This is a genomic window from Pseudomonas fontis, from assembly GCF_028656955.1.
Taxonomy (GTDB): Bacteria; Pseudomonadota; Gammaproteobacteria; order Pseudomonadales; family Pseudomonadaceae; genus Aquipseudomonas; species Aquipseudomonas fontis.
This window is the reverse complement of the sequence record NZ_JAMDGY010000034.1, coordinates 1-14892: the sequence shown is the minus strand read 5'-3', so window position 1 is coordinate 14892 and position 14892 is coordinate 1. Positions and strand designations below refer to the sequence as shown.

Below are 14892 nucleotides of genomic sequence, written 5' to 3'. Positions count from 1 at the left end.
TTGATCCGACTTTTTCGTACCAAAGCACGAGAAAGTGCGCGGCATTCTGCCTTGTTGAACGCAGGCTTGCTGAGGCAATTTAGAACGTTGGGGTATCGAGGAAATACTGCGCAACACAATCTGCCGTTTTTCGTGACTCGCTGCGCAGTGGGGGAGTCTTCCACACTCGTTTTCGGCGCAGCCACGACCAAGGAGTTTGCATGTTTTCGAGGCGGCGATCCGTCGTTACCGTTTTACTGTTGAGTGCCGGCACCGCGAGTGCCGCCGACAGCATTGACCTGGCCCCCCTGGAGGTGACCTCCACGCGGGTCACCTCGACCTGGCTGGAAACCCCGGCCGCCATCAGCTCGGTGAGCGTTGCCGACAAGCCCGGCGAACAGTTGCTAACCCTCGACGGCCTGCTCAGCGCCGTGCCGGGCACCGTGTCGCAGAGCCGCTACAACATGGCCCAGGGCATGCGCCTGTCGATTCGCGGTTTCGGTGCGCGTTCCAGCTTCGGCATGCGCGGTATTCGCGTGATGGTCGATGGCGTGCCGCTGACCATGCCTGACGGCCAGACCGAAATGGACGGCGTCGACCTCGGCCTGGTGGAGCGTGTCGAAGTCATTCGCGGCTCCGCCTCGACCTTGTATGGCAATGGCGCTGGTGGGGTGCTGGCGATCCAGACCCGCGAGCCGTCGCTGACCCCGACGTCGACGATTGATGTCAGTGGTGGCGAGTACGGCTACCAACGCCTGCGCGCAGAAACCAGCGGCACCTCCGGCAATGTCGGCGGCTTGCTGGCGCTCAACGTCACCAACATGGACGGCTACCGCGAGCACTCGACCTCCGAGGCACGCAACCTGACCGGCAAGGTGCGTTGGCAGGGTGACAACGGGCAACTGGGCGTGACCTTCCAGGCGCTGGACAACCGCTGGGAAGATCCGGGCGCGCTGAACCTGCAACAGGTGCGCGCCGACCGTGGCCAGGCGCGGCCGGAAAGCCTGAAATTCAATTCCGACGAGACCATCACCCAGCAGCGCCTGGCGGTGAACTGGACGGCAGACCTGGACGCGGCGAACAGCTATCAGCTGCGCAGTTGGCTGGGGCACCGCGAGTTTGGCAATCGGCTGCCTTACAGCGCCGGTGGGCAGACTTCCTATGGGCGGTTGTTCGCGGGCGCTGGCGCGCAGTTCACCCACCGTGCCGAGTGGTTCGGGCTGGGCAACGTGCTGACCACCGGGGTCGATATCGAGCAGCAGCGCGATGACCGCGAGCGGCACAACAATCTGGTCGGTGGCGGCACCGGCGCGCTGACCCTGCGCCAACGGGAAAAGGCCGGCAGTGTCGGGTTGTACCTGCAAGACAGCATCGACCTGAGTGAGCGCTGGCAGCTGACGTTGGGTGGGCGTTACGACACGATCCGCCAGTCGGTGGATGATCGTTTTCTGGGCAACGGTGATGACTCCGATGTGCAGCGGTTTGAAGACTGGAACTACAGCGTCGGCTTGAGTTATCGGATCAATGAGCACTACCTGGCGTATGCGCGGGTGGCCACTTCGTTCGAAACGCCGACGCTCAATGAGCTGACCAGCCCGACCGGGGGTGGCTTCAATTCGGGGTTGGAGCCTGCCAAGGCGCTGAACCGCGAGCTGGGCCTGAAGGGTGAGTGGGACAACCTGCGTTGGGAGGCGGTGGCCTACAGCATTCTGCTGCAGGACGAACTGGTGCCCTACACCGTGGGCGGCAGCGGGCCGACCTACTACCGCAATGCCGGTCGCTCGCAGCGTGACGGGGTGGAGCTGAGCGCGGACTACACGCCGGTCGAGCACTGGCGTTTGTCGATGGCCTATAGCTTCAGTGATTACCGCTACACGCGGTTCGACCCGTATGACGACAAGCGCTTGCCGGGCATCCCGCGGCAGACCTTGTTCAGTGAGGTGGCGTATGAGGCGGATGACTTCTATGCGCGGCTGAACATGAACGCTTATGGCCCGCAGTACGCCGACAACGCCAACACCGCGCGGGTGGCGGGGGTGGCGTTGTTCAACGTGCGCCTGGGCAAGCGTTTCAAGTTGCAGGACCAGGTGCTGGAGCCGTACGTGGGCCTGGATAACCTGACTGACCGTCGCTACTACGACAACCTGCGGATCAACGACGGTAGCAGTCGGTACTACGAACCGGGGCCTGGGCGTACGGTGTATGCAGGGGTCAAGGTGACCTTCTAAGCCTTGTAGCCGCTGCCGTCAGGCTGCGCTCGCCTGCAACGCAGGCGCCGCTTTCGGGAGCCCTGGCAGGCTCCAGCGCAGCCTGACGGCAGCGGCTACAGTGTCATGCGCAGAACTGTGGGCCGGCCTGGCACCGAAGCCGTTTGTAACGAATACCCGGCCAATCAAGCTTGTCCTTGCCGTTCCACCAGCTATGGTGTATTTACATATGTAAATACAAGGACGACCCCATGTATTTTGAATGGGATGAGGCCAAGAACCGGGTCAACATTCACAAGCACGGCATCGATTTCAATGACGTACCTGAGCTTTTCCAGCATCCGACACTGGTCTTGCGTGATCATCGCCGGGACTATGACGAAGAACGCTGGATCAGCATCGGGCGGATCAGGTCAGTGATTGGCGTTGTCGTTTACACGGAACGACGGGGCGATGTGATTCGTATCATTTCTGCCCGCAAAGCCACCCGACAGGAGGGCAAACACTATGTCGAAACCATCGAAAACTGATTGGGAACGCCTGGCCAAGCAAGATGACCAGGCCATTGATACCAGCGATATCCCCGAGCTTGGCGAAGATTTCTTCCGGCGCGCCGAGCTGCGTGTGCCAGTGAAGCAAACGGTGACCATCCGCCTTGATGCCGACGTGCTGGAGTGGTTCAAAAGCCAGGGTGCGGGTTACCAGACGCGGATCAACCAGCTGCTGCGCCATTACATGCAGGCGCATCAGGGCTAGAGCTCACCACTCACTGTAGGCGCCGGCAACGCCGGCTCCTACAGGGTTGTGCTTGGCTAGCTGGCGGCGGCTTTGCTTATTCCGCGTTCTTCAATGCCATCGAGCAGTGCATCGACCAGGCCCTTGGCCATTTCGACCGAGTGCATTGTCGACCAGAGGAAGCCCTTGTTGTCGGCATCGATACCGTCGAAGGATTTGTGCGCGGTGTCGTAGGCGCAGCGCAGGTACAGCGATACGTGCACCAGCACATCGTGGGCGGCAATGCCCGCGCACACGGAGAACAACGGATGGTGACCGGCCTGGCAACTGCCAAAAATCATGGCAGCCGTGGCGCAGTTGGCGTCGAGCGGGGGATCGGGGACGATTTTCTTCATGGCGAACTTATCCTGTGAGATGAAGCTGCGTCCGCTCGTTACCACACGATTGGGTGGCAGCTGTACGCGGGGTGGTAAACCGGGGCACAGGAACACCGGCAGACCCGAAGGCCTCCCGCGCACAGCCGCCATAACAACAGTCAGCTGTTTTTTACCGTACCCCGGGTTACCACACCCGATCACCGAGTTTTCGGCGACAGGGGGAGCGTATCTGGTCGGAAGCCCAGGGTAAGCCATCCATGAATGACAGACCGCGTAGGGTATTTCGTAGGCAACTGTCTCCGCCAGCAGAAATATCCACACTTGCCTTCAACATCCGGTTTAAACGCCGGCGATATCTTCCCCTGTGGGAGCCGGCCTTGCCGGCGATGGGGCCCGTGAAATCGACCCATGGCCCCCGGCCAATCGCTGGCAAGGCCAGCTCCCACAGAGAGCAGCGCCACTACCGTTGTGGCCATATAGGCAAGCTGTAATGGCAAATCAGCCAATCTCGTTACAGAAAATCCCCGGCTAAATCGTTTTTTCCCAAGGAATTGAGGATATTTCCGCTTACAATGCGCCGGTTGTACCACGAGAGCCTACGCTTATGCCTGAAGCAGCGTGGCTACCTCGTACCCTTCAAGCCAGCTGAAACCAATATGAACAAGAAGTCAGCGCAGTAGGGAAATAAATAAAGGTCAGAGGCGTCACGGCCTTATAGATCCCCCTCCTTCAGTCCTATGGATTGAGAGCGCCATTGGCCTGCCCCTGCGCAGGCCTCCTCATGACTAGAGCGGCGGGCGGAAGACGTTTTTCATATGGGTGACCGAATGTTGAAGAAAATTAACAAGTCCCTGCTGGTCATGGCCATGACCGCCGGGATCATGCCTGTGCATGCAGCAGATACAAAGCAAGTCGATGTGCTCCTGATCGGTGGCGGCATCATGAGTTCGACCCTGGGTGTCTGGCTGAACGAGCTGGAGCCGGGCTGGTCGATGGAAATGGTCGAGCGCCTCGACGGCGTCGCCGAAGAAAGCTCCAACGGCTGGAACAACGCCGGTACCGGTCACTCCGCACTGGCCGAGTCGAACTACACGCCGTACAAAGACGGCAAGATCGACATCACCAAGGCCATCGAGATCAACGAGTCGTTCCAGATCTCGCGTCAGTTCTGGTCCTGGCAGGTCAAGCAGGGCGTGCTGAAGAACCCACAGTCGTTCATCAACTCCACCCCGCACATGAGCTTCATGTGGGGCGATGACAACATCAAGTTCCTCAAGGCCCGCTACGAAGCGCTGCAAACCAGCCCGCTGTTCAGCGGCATGGAATACTCCGAAGACCACGAGCAGATCAAGAAGTGGGTCCCGCTGATGATGGAAGGGCGTGACCCGAATCAGAAGCTGGCCGCTACCTGGACCTCGCTGGGCACCGACGTGAACTTCGGCGAGATCACCCGCCAGTTCGTGGGCAACCTGCAAACCAAGCCGAACTTCACCTTGAAGCTGTCGAGCGAAGTACAGGAAATCACCCGCAACAAGGATGGCGGCTGGCACGTCACCTACAAGAACCTGAAAGACGGTACGCAAACCACCACCGATGCCAAGTTCGTCTTCATCGGCGCGGGCGGCGGTGCGCTGCACCTGCTGCAGAAGTCCGGCATCCCGGAAGCCAACGAATACGCAGGCTTCCCGGTAGGCGGCTCGTTCCTGGTGGCCGAGAACCCGACCATTGCCATGCAGCACATGGCCAAGGCCTACGGCATTGCTTCGACCGGCGCGCCACCGATGTCGGTACCGCACCTGGACACCCGCGTGCTGGACGGCAAGCGCGTGATCCTGTTCGGGCCATTCGCGACCTTCTCCACCAAGTTCCTGAAGAACGGCTCGCTGTTTGACCTGCTGACCTCGACCACCACCCACAACGCGTGGTCGATGTTCAAGGTGGGTGTTGATCAGTTCTCGCTGGTGACCTACCTGGGCAGCCAGCTGATGATGTCTGACGACGACCGCTTCGCCGCGCTGAAGGAATACTACCCTCACGCGAAGAAGGAAGACTGGCGCCTGTGGCAAGCCGGTCAGCGCGTGCAGATCATCAAGCGTGATGCCGAGCACGGCGGCGTGCTGAAGCTGGGCACCGAGATCGTCACCTCCAAGGACGGCAGCATTGCCGGCCTGCTGGGTGCATCGCCAGGTGCTTCGACTGCCGCGCCGATCATGCTGAGCGTGCTGGAGAAGGTCTTCAAGGACAAGGTTGCTACCCCAGAGTGGCAAGCGAAGCTGCACGAGATCATCCCAAGCTACGGCACCAAGCTGAACGATTCGCCTGAGAAGGCGTATCAGGAGTGGGTAAACACTGCACAAACCCTGCAGCTGACCCCGCCGCCGATGATCAACAAGACTGTCGCTCCACAGCCAGCTGCTGCGCCTGCAAAGGACAACAAGCCGGTTTCTGACATGGCGCTGTAAAGCCCCCGGTCAGACAAAAGCCCCGTCAAAGTGATTTGACGGGGCTTTTTTGTGCCCAACTGTCGTCCCCATTTTTTGTAGCCGCTGGGCTTGCCAAGTGGGGCCGCTGCGGCCCATCCCACAGAGGGGCGGGGTGCCTATTTGAAGGTGCCGCGCAGGGTAATGGTGAAGTTACGGGGCTCGCCGTAGTAGTTGCCGTACTCCGAAGTGCCCACACTGGCGTAGTACTTGCGGTCGAACAGGTTGTTGCCGTTGAGCGCTACCGACCAGTTTTCATCCACTGTGTACTCTGCCATGGCGTCGTACACGGCGTAGCCGGCTTGGCTGAACTTGTAGGGTTGGGCGTCAATCGGTTCGCCAATGCTGTCGAAACGGTAGGCCTGGCCTTCCACGAACGTTGCACTTTGCGCGGTCACACCGGCGCCAACCCGCCAGTCAGACAACCGGCCAGGCAAGGTATACAGGCTCCAGAGCTTGAGCAGGTGCTTTGGCGTCACGGTGCTGTAGAGCGTTTCGGCCGTGTCGTTGTGAACCTGGTTGTAGGTGTAGCCGGCCTGCACTTCCCAGCCGGGGGTAATCTCGCCGGTCGCTTCCAGGTCGAGGCCTTTGCTGACGATCTTGTCCTGGGCCAGGTAGCAACACGAACTGCTGTAGCTGAACGGCTTTTCAGGGTAGGACGGGTCTTTCGCTGCCTGATGTTCTCGGGTGGTGTAGAACAGCGCGGCGCTGACGTTCATCCGGCCGTCGAGCACTTCACCCTTGATCCCCGTCTCGTAGGTTTTGCCGGTCATGGCTTCGATGGAGGCAGGTGCGTCCAGCGGCCCTTTCAACTTCTGCGCCTGAGGCTTGAACACTTCGGCGTAGCTGACGTATGTGGACCATTCATCATTCAATGCGTAGATCAGGCCACCAAACGGCACCAGGGTGGTGGGTTCGCGATCCGAAACACTGTCTTGCTCGGCCCACGGTCCAGTGCCCGCTTGTGGGCGCATGCGGTAGGCCTGCTCGAACTTGTAGCGCTGGGCACGGGCCCCCACCACTAGTTTCAGAGGGTCTGTCAGTTGCAGGCGCAGGGTCGAGTACAGGCCATATTGCTCACGCTGGTTGGGTGAGTAATCACGGAAGAACTTGTGGTTGGACGCATCGCTGGTCAACGGGGTCGATTGCGGGTCCCACAGGTCGATCAGGCCACCTTTGCCGAGCATGCCCTGGGCCGCACGCCAACGGCTGGTGACCTTCTGGTAGTCCGCGCCGAACAGCACCTCATGACGACGATTGAAGGCGTCGAAGCCCCCGGACAGGTTGACGTCGAAGACCGACTGTTTGCTCCAGCTCGACGCGTAGCTGCCCCACCAGTAAGGGCCGCTATTGGTGGTTTCATCCACCGAGCCGTAGGGAATGATGCCTTCGGTGGTGGAGTGGTTATAGGAGTAGGTGTAGGAAGTGTTGAGCTTCCAATCTTCATTGAAATCGTGGTCAAGCTTGGCAAACCACTCACGCGAGTAGCTGTCGGACCAGGCCTTGTTGGTGGTGTACCAGGTATGGCGCGGCAGGCCTACGTCGCCGCCGGTGCTGTAGCGCGGCAGGCCGTCACCGGTGCCGTTTTCCTTGACCTTGTCGTAGCTGCCGCCGACGGTCAGCAGGGTGTTGTCAGTCAGGTCTGCTTCAAGGATGCCGTAGAGCAATGGCTTCTCGGTGCTACGGTTGTCCATGAAGTATTGGCGGTCGGTGTAGGCCGCTACCATGCGCCCGCGCAGCTTGCCGTCGAACGCCAATGGGCCAGTCAGGTCGACCTCGCTGCGGTAGTTGTCCCAGGAGCCTGCCGAGGTGTTGAGTTTGAGCTGGTACTGGTCCAGTGGGCGCTTGCGCACCAGATTGACGATGCCGCCCGGGTCACCGGTACCACCCAGCAGCCCGCTGGCGCCACGCAGCACCTCGATATGGTCGTAGGTGGCCATGTCGTACTGACGGTCGCTGTAAAAGGTGCCCAGGCCGGTGCCGATGTCCATGGGCGCGGCGCCGTCAATTTGCACGTTGTCGATGGCAAAGCCGCGCGAGAAGAACTGCTGGGTGTGGTAGTTGCTGTTGCGCACGGTAATGCCAGGCGTGCGTTTCATGGCCTCAGGCAGGGTGGTGATGCGCTGGTCTTCGATCATCTGCTGGCTGATGATTGACACCGTTTGCGGGGTGTCCTTCAGGCTGACCGGCGTCTTCGAGCCGACGCTCACCAGGCCGCTGGTGTAGGAGCCGGAGTTCTCGGTCGCCTGGCCCATGCCTTGCCCACTGACCGTGGTCGCACCGAGCTCCAGCGTGCCGATGTGCAGGGGCGCAACAGACAGCAGCCAGTTGCCGCTCGCGCTGGGGTTGGCAGCCAGCCCGCTGCCGCTGAGCAACAGGTTGAGGCCTTCTTGCACGCCATATTCACCCTTGAGGGCGGTCGCGCGTTTACCGTGCAGCATGGCGGGGTCGAGCGGCAGGTTGATGCCCGCGGCCTGCGCAAAAGCATTCAACGAGTCTTCCAGGGTGCCGGCGGGCAGGTCGTATTGGCGTACGGCGGCTTGCTGCGCATGGGCACTGAAGCTGACCACGGGCGTGGTGGCGATGCTGCCCAACAAGATACCGCGCAGGGCGAGTGCCAGGTGGCTGCGCTGCAATGTGCGGGGGGGAGTGGAAGCGGAAGACATGTACGGCGACTCCTTGCGAAAACAGGATGTTTTCCTATTTGCCGAAGTGCTCGAAAAAAACCGCACTGTTTTTTTTAAACAATCGAGGCATCCGGTTTAGCGCGCGACGATACGGCTCCACAGTGAGGTGAAGCGCTCGATGCGCACCGGCAAGTGATCTGCCACGGCGCTCAAGGCCTGGTCGATGTCATCGAGCTGGAACACCCCCGAGACGTGCAGCTCGGCAATCTGCGGGTCGCAGCTCAACCAGCCATGGCGGTAGCGCGCAAGCTCGGCGGCAAGGTCGCGCAGGCGCATGCGCCTGGCTACGAGTTGGCCTTGGGTCCAGGCACTGGAATGCATCGGGTTGCCTTCGACCTTGCGGCAGCCCTCGGCGGTGATCAGATACTCTTCGCCAGCCTCTACCCGGATCTGCTGCGCGTGGCTGTGGATAACCACCGCATGCTGCTCGACACGCAGGCGTGAAGCGTGTGGCAACTGGCGTACCGCGAAGGCGGTTCCCAACGCTTGCAAGCGTGCGTGCGGGCTGTGCACCCAAAACTCGCGACGCCCTGTGGGGCTGGCCGCGTCGTTGCCGGTGTCGATGAAAATTTCGCCACGGCGCAGGTTGATCAGCCGCCGCTGCGCACTGAACTGCACGTCCACTGCACTGGCCGTGTTCAGTTGCAGCCGCGTACCGTCGCTGAGGTTGAACGGTCGACGCTCCCCCACGCCGGTCACATAGTCCGCACCCCAGGTCGACAGTGGGCGCTCGTTCAATCCCCAGCCGCCCATGGCGCCGGCCATCGTGCCGAGGCCGAGCAGCTTGAGCGCGTTGCGGCGGCTGTGCCGGGCGCTTTGCAGACGCTCGAGGGTGTCGATTGCCACCTCACCGCAGATGCCCTGCAAGCCGCCGATGCGCTGAAAATCCCGCTCGCTTGCCTGCAATGCCTGCCAGGCGGCTTCATGCAGCAGGTCCGCCTGGCGCCAGCGTGCGCAAGCGCTGCGGGTCTGATCGGAGACGTTGCCAGATTGCATGCGCACCAGCCATCCAATGGCTTGGTCGAGGATTTTTTCGGGCAGCTCAGGGGCGGGCGCGGCGCTCATCGTTGGGCCAGATAACAGTGACGGATGGCGCTGACCATGTATTTTTCCACCGAGCGCAGGCTCACCCCCAGGCGCATGGCAATTTCTTTGTGGCCCAAGCCTTCCAGGCGAGAGAGCAGGAAAGCGGCACGAACCTTGGGCGCAAGGCCATCGAGCAATTGGTCGATGCGCGCCAGCGTTTCCATCAGCATCAATTGCGTTTCCGGTGGCGGCACCAGTGCTTCTGGAATGTGCGAAATCGCTTCCAGGTAGGCACGCTCAACCCGTTGCCGACGTACGCGGTCGATCAGCAGGCCGTTGGCCACGGTGCTCAGCCAGGCCCGTGGCTGGCGCACTTCGCTGAGCCGTTGCGGTTTGCCGAGAATCTTTACGAACGTGTCATGCGCGAGGTCGGCGGCATTGTCGCGGTGCCTCAGGCGCTTGCGCAGCCAGTCGACCAGCCAGGCGTGGTGATCGAGGTAAAGGGTCTGGACGTCCAGCGGCGAAGAGGGGGGAGCGGAGGATGGCGACACGGCAAGCCCCTTTATGAAAACTCAGTGCATTTGAGAATTCATCGCATCCTATAGCTTGGCGATTGAACATGGCAAGCGCCGGCTGAGTTGCCCGGGGTCGCTCAGGCCAGAAACAAGAAAGCCCGCACAGGGCGGGCTTCTCGGGGGCTAGATTATCTGGGACAGATCCAGCCCTAATAGATGGTGCACTCGGCGGGATTCGAACCCACGACCCCTGCCTTCGGAGGGCAGTACTCTATCCAGCTGAGCTACGAGTGCAATGCGGGCGCCATGATACCCATCTCACCCTGCCCCGTCCATCGTCGAACACTGCTGTGTTCGATTTCGCACACATTAGGGTCTATACCTGTCGTTGATCCGAAAAACGACGGAAAGCTTGAACGTTTTGTTCTTTTTTTCGAACACCCTATTGTCCTTTTTTGCCGTTGATCCTAGGATTCGTTTGAGATTTCAAACGCTCTCCTTTTTTACAATCAATAATTCGCCCCGTTCCTACGCGGTGCTGTTAAGGAAGCCGACATGCAGCTTAAAGACGCCCAGTTGTTCCGCCAGCAAGCCTTCATCAACGGTGAGTGGCTGGACGCGGACAACGGTCAGACCATCCAGGTCAACAACCCGGCCACCGGCGAGATCCTCGGCTCCGTGCCGAAAATGGGCGCCGCTGAAACCCGCCGCGCCATCGAAGCGGCCGACAAGGCCCTGCCGGCCTGGCGTGCACTGACCGCCAAAGAGCGTGCCGGCAAGCTGCGCCGCTGGTTCGAACTGATGATCGAGCACCAGGACGACCTGGCCCGCCTGATGACCTCCGAGCAAGGCAAGCCATTGGCCGAAGCCAAGGGCGAAATCGTCTATGCCGCCTCGTTCATCGAGTGGTTCGCCGAAGAAGCCAAGCGCGTCTACGGCGACACCATCCCTGGCCACCAGCCAGACAAGCGCCTGATCGTCATCAAGCAGCCTATCGGCGTGACCGCGGCCATTACCCCGTGGAACTTCCCGGCCGCGATGATCACCCGTAAAGCCGGCCCGGCCCTGGCCGCTGGCTGCACCATGGTGCTCAAGCCTGCTTCGCAAACCCCGTACTCGGCCCTGGCCCTGGTTGAACTGGCCACCCGCGCCGGCATCCCGGCTGGCGTGCTGAGCGTGGTGACCGGCAGCGCCGGCGACATCGGCAGCGAGCTGACCGGCAACCCGATCGTGCGCAAGCTGTCCTTCACCGGCTCGACCGAAATCGGCCGCCAGCTGATGGCTGAATGCGCCAAGGACATCAAGAAGGTTTCCCTGGAGCTGGGCGGCAACGCGCCGTTCATCGTGTTCGACGACGCCGACCTGGACAAGGCCGTCGACGGCGCGATCATCTCCAAGTACCGCAACAACGGCCAGACCTGCGTCTGCGCCAACCGTATCTACGTGCAGGACGGCGTCTACGAGCAGTTCGCCGAGAAGCTCAAGGCCGCCGTGGCCAAGCTGAAGATCGGCAACGGTCTGGAAGAAGGCACCACCACCGGCCCGCTGATCGACGGCAAGGCCGTGGCCAAGGTGCAAGAGCACATCGCCGACGCGGTGAGCAAAGGCGCCAAGGTACTGAGCGGTGGCAAGCTGATCGAAGGCAACTTCTTCGAGCCGACCATCCTGGTTGATGTACCGAAAAACGCTGCCGTGGCCAAGGAAGAAACCTTCGGCCCACTGGCGCCGCTGTTCCGCTTCAAGGACGAGGCCGAAGTCATCGCCATGTCCAACGACACCGAATTCGGCCTGGCGTCGTACTTCTACGCCCGCGACATCAGCCGTGTGTTCCGTGTTGCCGAAGCGCTGGAATACGGCATGGTTGGCATCAACACCGGCCTGATCTCCAACGAGGTCGCGCCGTTCGGTGGTATCAAGGCGTCGGGCCTGGGCCGTGAAGGCTCCAAGTACGGCATCGAGGACTACCTGGAAATCAAATACCTGTGCATCAGCGTCTGATCCACCGGTAAGGCTTTGCCTCTGCCAGCGGGACGCGAGAGCGCCGTCTCGCTGGCCTTTTTTACACCGAAACATCCGGCAGCCTGGCCCCTGCAGCAGTCGATCAACGAATGCTGTTGCAGTTGAATACCGGCCGCCCAGACTGAATCGCGCCACTGTGCTGGCGAAATGAGGACATCATGAGCAAGAAGACCAACGAATCCCTGATGCAACGTCGTGTCGCCGCTGTTCCACGCGGTGTTGGCCAGATCCACCCGATCTTCGCCGACTCGGCGAAAAACGCCACCGTGACCGACGTTGAAGGCCGCGAGTTCATCGACTTCGCCGGCGGCATCGCGGTACTGAACACCGGTCACCTGCACCCGAAAGTCATCGCTGCCGTTGAAGCTCAACTGCACAAGCTGACCCACACCTGCTTCCAGGTACTGGCTTACGAGCCGTACGTAGAAGTCTGCGAGAAGATCAACGCTCGCGTGCCAGGCGACTTCGCCAAGAAAACCCTGCTGGTCACCACCGGTTCCGAAGCCGTTGAAAACGCCATCAAGATCGCCCGTGCCGCTACCGGCCGTGCTGGCGTGATCGCCTTCACCGGCGCTTACCACGGCCGTACCATGATGACCCTGGGTCTGACCGGCAAAGTCGTACCGTACTCGGCCGGCATGGGCCTGATGCCAGGCGGTATCTTCCGCGCGCTGTACCCGAACGAACTGCACGGCGTGAGCATTGACGACTCGATCGCTTCGATCGAACGCATCTTCAAGAACGACGCTGAAGCCCGTGACATCGCGGCGATCATCCTCGAGCCAGTGCAGGGCGAAGGTGGTTTCTACGTTGCACCTAAAGAGTTCATGAAGCGTCTGCGTGCCCTGTGCGACCAGCACGGCATCCTGCTGATCGCTGACGAAGTGCAGACTGGCGCTGGCCGTACCGGCACCTTCTTCGCCATGGAACAGATGGGCGTTGCGCCTGACCTGACCACCTTCGCCAAATCCATCGCTGGTGGCTTCCCACTGGCCGGTGTGTGCGGCAAGGCCGAGTACATGGACGCCATCGCACCAGGCGGCCTGGGCGGCACCTACGCCGGTAGCCCGATCGCTTGCGCTGCGGCCCTGGCCGTGATGGAAGTGTTCGAAGAAGAGAAACTGCTGGAACGCAGCCAGGCTGTTGGCGAGCGTCTGGTTGCCGGCCTGAAGCAGATCCAGGCCAAGCACCCAATCATCGGTGAAGTGCGTGCACTGGGTTCGATGATCGCCATCGAAGTCGTCGAGAAAGCCGGCTCCCTGGTACCGAACGCTGCTGCAGTGGCCTCGGTTGTGGCCAAGGCGCGTGACAAGGGTCTGATCCTGCTGTCGTGCGGCACCTACGGCAACGTCCTGCGTATCCTGGTTCCGCTGACCTCGCCTGATGAACAACTGGACCAAGGTCTGGCAATCATCGCCGAGTGCTTCGACGAACTTGCGTAAACTGTGACCGGCTAGAGAAAAACCCGCTTCGGCGGGTTTTTTTTCGCCCAAATGAATGTGTGAGCGCTAAGGTTTCCCTAACGAGACACCCAGGAAGGTGCACTGGAACGCGTGCAAAGCTGTCAGGAGAGACCGATGACTGTTGAAGACATAGCGGCGGCGCCTTGTGTGCTGATCGCGGAGGGTGACCCGTGGGTGCGTGACATGCTGACCCAGTTGGTGCTCGATGTACGCTGCGACGCCCGCATGCAGGTCTGTGCCGATGGCCACGAGGCGCTGGCCGCACTGGCCAGCCAACCTGACCTGATTATCGCCGCCCGTGAACTGCCGGGGCTCGATGGCCTGGACTTGCTGCGCAATGTGCGCGCCAAGCGCCGGCAGCCGGCCTTGCCGTTCATTCTGCTCAGTAGCCGCAGCGACAGTGCCAGCGTGCGCGAGGCGCTGCCACTGGCGCCTACGGCGTACCTGAGCAAGCCGCTGGACATGGAGCTGCTGCGCCGTCGGCTGGAGGAGCTGCTGCTCAAGGTGGGCGAGCAGATCGCTTGCCTGGTGGTGCCGTTGCGCCCGGGGATCACCCTGTCGCGCTACCTGGAAGATCACCGCGCCACGGCGGATGGCGGGCCGTTGATTGCCGATGTGAAGCAGGCGGTGAAGCGGGCGTTGAACCCGCAGGGTTTGAATTTGAAGGTGCTGGAGGAGGAGCTGCGCGGTGACCCGCAGATCACGGCGGTGTTGATTGCGGCGGCCAACAGCGCGGCCTTGCACCGCGATGGTGCGGTGCAGACGTTGATGCAAGCGCTGAACAAGCTGGGCACCACCCAGAGCATGAACCTGATACTGGGCTTGACGCTCAAGCGCAGTGCCAAGCTGACAGACCCGTTGCTGGCGCAAAATGCCGCGCACTTCTGGGACATGTCGCTGCACACCGCCGAATACGCGCGCACGCTGGCGAGGATGCTGGAGCTTGAGCAGGAGCGTTGTTATTGCGCGGGGTTGCTGCATTGCCTGGGGGACCTGGCGTTGTTGCGGGTTTTGCAGGAGTGGCAGCAGGCTGGAGGTGAACTGGATGAGGATGCCATCGAGCTGTCGCTGAACGAATATGGCGCGGCGTATGGCTCGGCGTTGCGTACGCGCTGGCGTTTGCCGCTGGAGCTGCGTGAGTTGATCGCAGCGGTGTACCAGCTGGGTGGCGGGGTGTATCAGCGCGAAGACCTGGTAATGAACCTGTGCGGGCAGCTGGCGCGCTTGCCGGCGGATCAGGGGCTGGAGCCGCTGGCAGACAGTCGGGCGGCTAGGTTGTTGAAGGTGGGGATGGTTGAATTGGGGCGGTTGCGCAAGGCTTGAGACCGAGGTGACCCCATCGCCGGCAAGGCCGGCTCCCACAGGATCTGGCTGAAACCGCATTTGTGGTAGGTGCCGGCAAGG

General features: G+C 61.4%; 11 protein-coding genes and 1 tRNA gene. 7 read left to right on the top strand and 5 right to left on the bottom strand.

All coding sequences use genetic code 11. The annotated features are described in order from the left end of the window. Positions 1 to 200: 200 nt before the first annotated feature. The 3 genes from M5G11_RS14150 (at position 201) to M5G11_RS14140 (ending at position 2942) form a co-directional block, all read left to right on the top strand. Entirely contained in the window at positions 201 to 2207 is a 2007-nt protein-coding gene (locus M5G11_RS14150; RefSeq protein WP_273909339.1) for a TonB-dependent receptor family protein, read from the top strand. Positions 2208 to 2437: 230 nt separating this feature from the next. Beyond that, positions 2438 to 2716, top strand: a complete 279-nt coding sequence (locus M5G11_RS14145) for a BrnT family toxin (protein ID WP_273909340.1) — start codon at positions 2438 to 2440, stop codon at positions 2714 to 2716. Continuing rightward, entirely contained in the window at positions 2694 to 2942 is a 249-nt protein-coding gene (locus M5G11_RS14140) for a BrnA antitoxin family protein (RefSeq protein WP_273909341.1), read from the top strand. The genes M5G11_RS14145 and M5G11_RS14140 overlap by 23 nt, the downstream gene beginning before the upstream one ends. A 56-nt stretch (positions 2943 to 2998) precedes the next feature. Here the strand turns inward: M5G11_RS14140 and M5G11_RS14135 are convergent, their stop codons facing one another. Continuing rightward, entirely contained in the window at positions 2999 to 3316 is a 318-nt protein-coding gene (locus M5G11_RS14135; protein ID WP_273909342.1) for a DUF3077 domain-containing protein, read from the bottom strand. Between the two features lie 809 nt (positions 3317 to 4125). Between M5G11_RS14135 and mqo the strand changes: the two genes are divergently transcribed. Next, positions 4126 to 5760: a malate dehydrogenase (quinone) gene (mqo, locus tag M5G11_RS14130; protein WP_273909343.1), complete on the top strand. Its 1635-nt coding sequence runs from the start codon at positions 4126 to 4128 to the stop codon at positions 5758 to 5760. A gap of 137 nt (positions 5761 to 5897) precedes the next feature. Here mqo and M5G11_RS14125 read toward each other — a convergent pair whose 3' ends face one another. The 4 genes from M5G11_RS14125 to M5G11_RS14110 form a co-directional block, all read right to left on the bottom strand. Further along, entirely contained in the window at positions 5898 to 8444 is a 2547-nt protein-coding gene (locus M5G11_RS14125; RefSeq protein WP_273909344.1) for a TonB-dependent siderophore receptor, read from the bottom strand. A gap of 96 nt (positions 8445 to 8540) precedes the next feature. Then, a complete protein-coding gene (locus tag M5G11_RS14120) occupies positions 8541 to 9530 on the bottom strand; it encodes a FecR domain-containing protein (protein ID WP_273909345.1) in 990 nt (329 codons plus the stop codon). Further along, positions 9527 to 10042 carry a sigma-70 family RNA polymerase sigma factor gene (locus M5G11_RS14115; RefSeq protein ID WP_273909346.1) on the bottom strand — a complete coding sequence of 172 codons (516 nt, stop codon included), beginning with the start codon at positions 10040 to 10042 and terminating at the stop codon, positions 9527 to 9529. The genes M5G11_RS14120 and M5G11_RS14115 overlap by 4 nt, the downstream gene beginning before the upstream one ends. 181 nt (positions 10043 to 10223) lie before the next feature. Continuing rightward, positions 10224 to 10300: transfer RNA gene (locus M5G11_RS14110), tRNA-Arg, on the bottom strand. Between the two features lie 261 nt (positions 10301 to 10561). On the opposite strand from M5G11_RS14110, the gene gabD reads away from it, so the two are divergent. The 3 genes from gabD to M5G11_RS14095 all read left to right on the top strand — a co-directional run bounded on the left by gabD (position 10562) and on the right by M5G11_RS14095 (position 14811). Continuing rightward, the gene (gene gabD, locus M5G11_RS14105; RefSeq protein ID WP_273909347.1) at positions 10562 to 12004 is read left to right on the top strand and encodes an NADP-dependent succinate-semialdehyde dehydrogenase; all 1443 of its coding nucleotides are present in this window, start codon (positions 10562 to 10564) and stop codon (positions 12002 to 12004) included. Positions 12005 to 12183: 179 nt separating this feature from the next. Continuing rightward, entirely contained in the window at positions 12184 to 13467 is a 1284-nt protein-coding gene (gene gabT / locus M5G11_RS14100) for a 4-aminobutyrate--2-oxoglutarate transaminase (RefSeq protein ID WP_273909348.1), read from the top strand. A gap of 135 nt (positions 13468 to 13602) precedes the next feature. After that, entirely contained in the window at positions 13603 to 14811 is a 1209-nt protein-coding gene (locus M5G11_RS14095) for a response regulator (protein ID WP_273909349.1), read from the top strand. Positions 14812 to 14892: the final 81 nt, after the last annotated feature.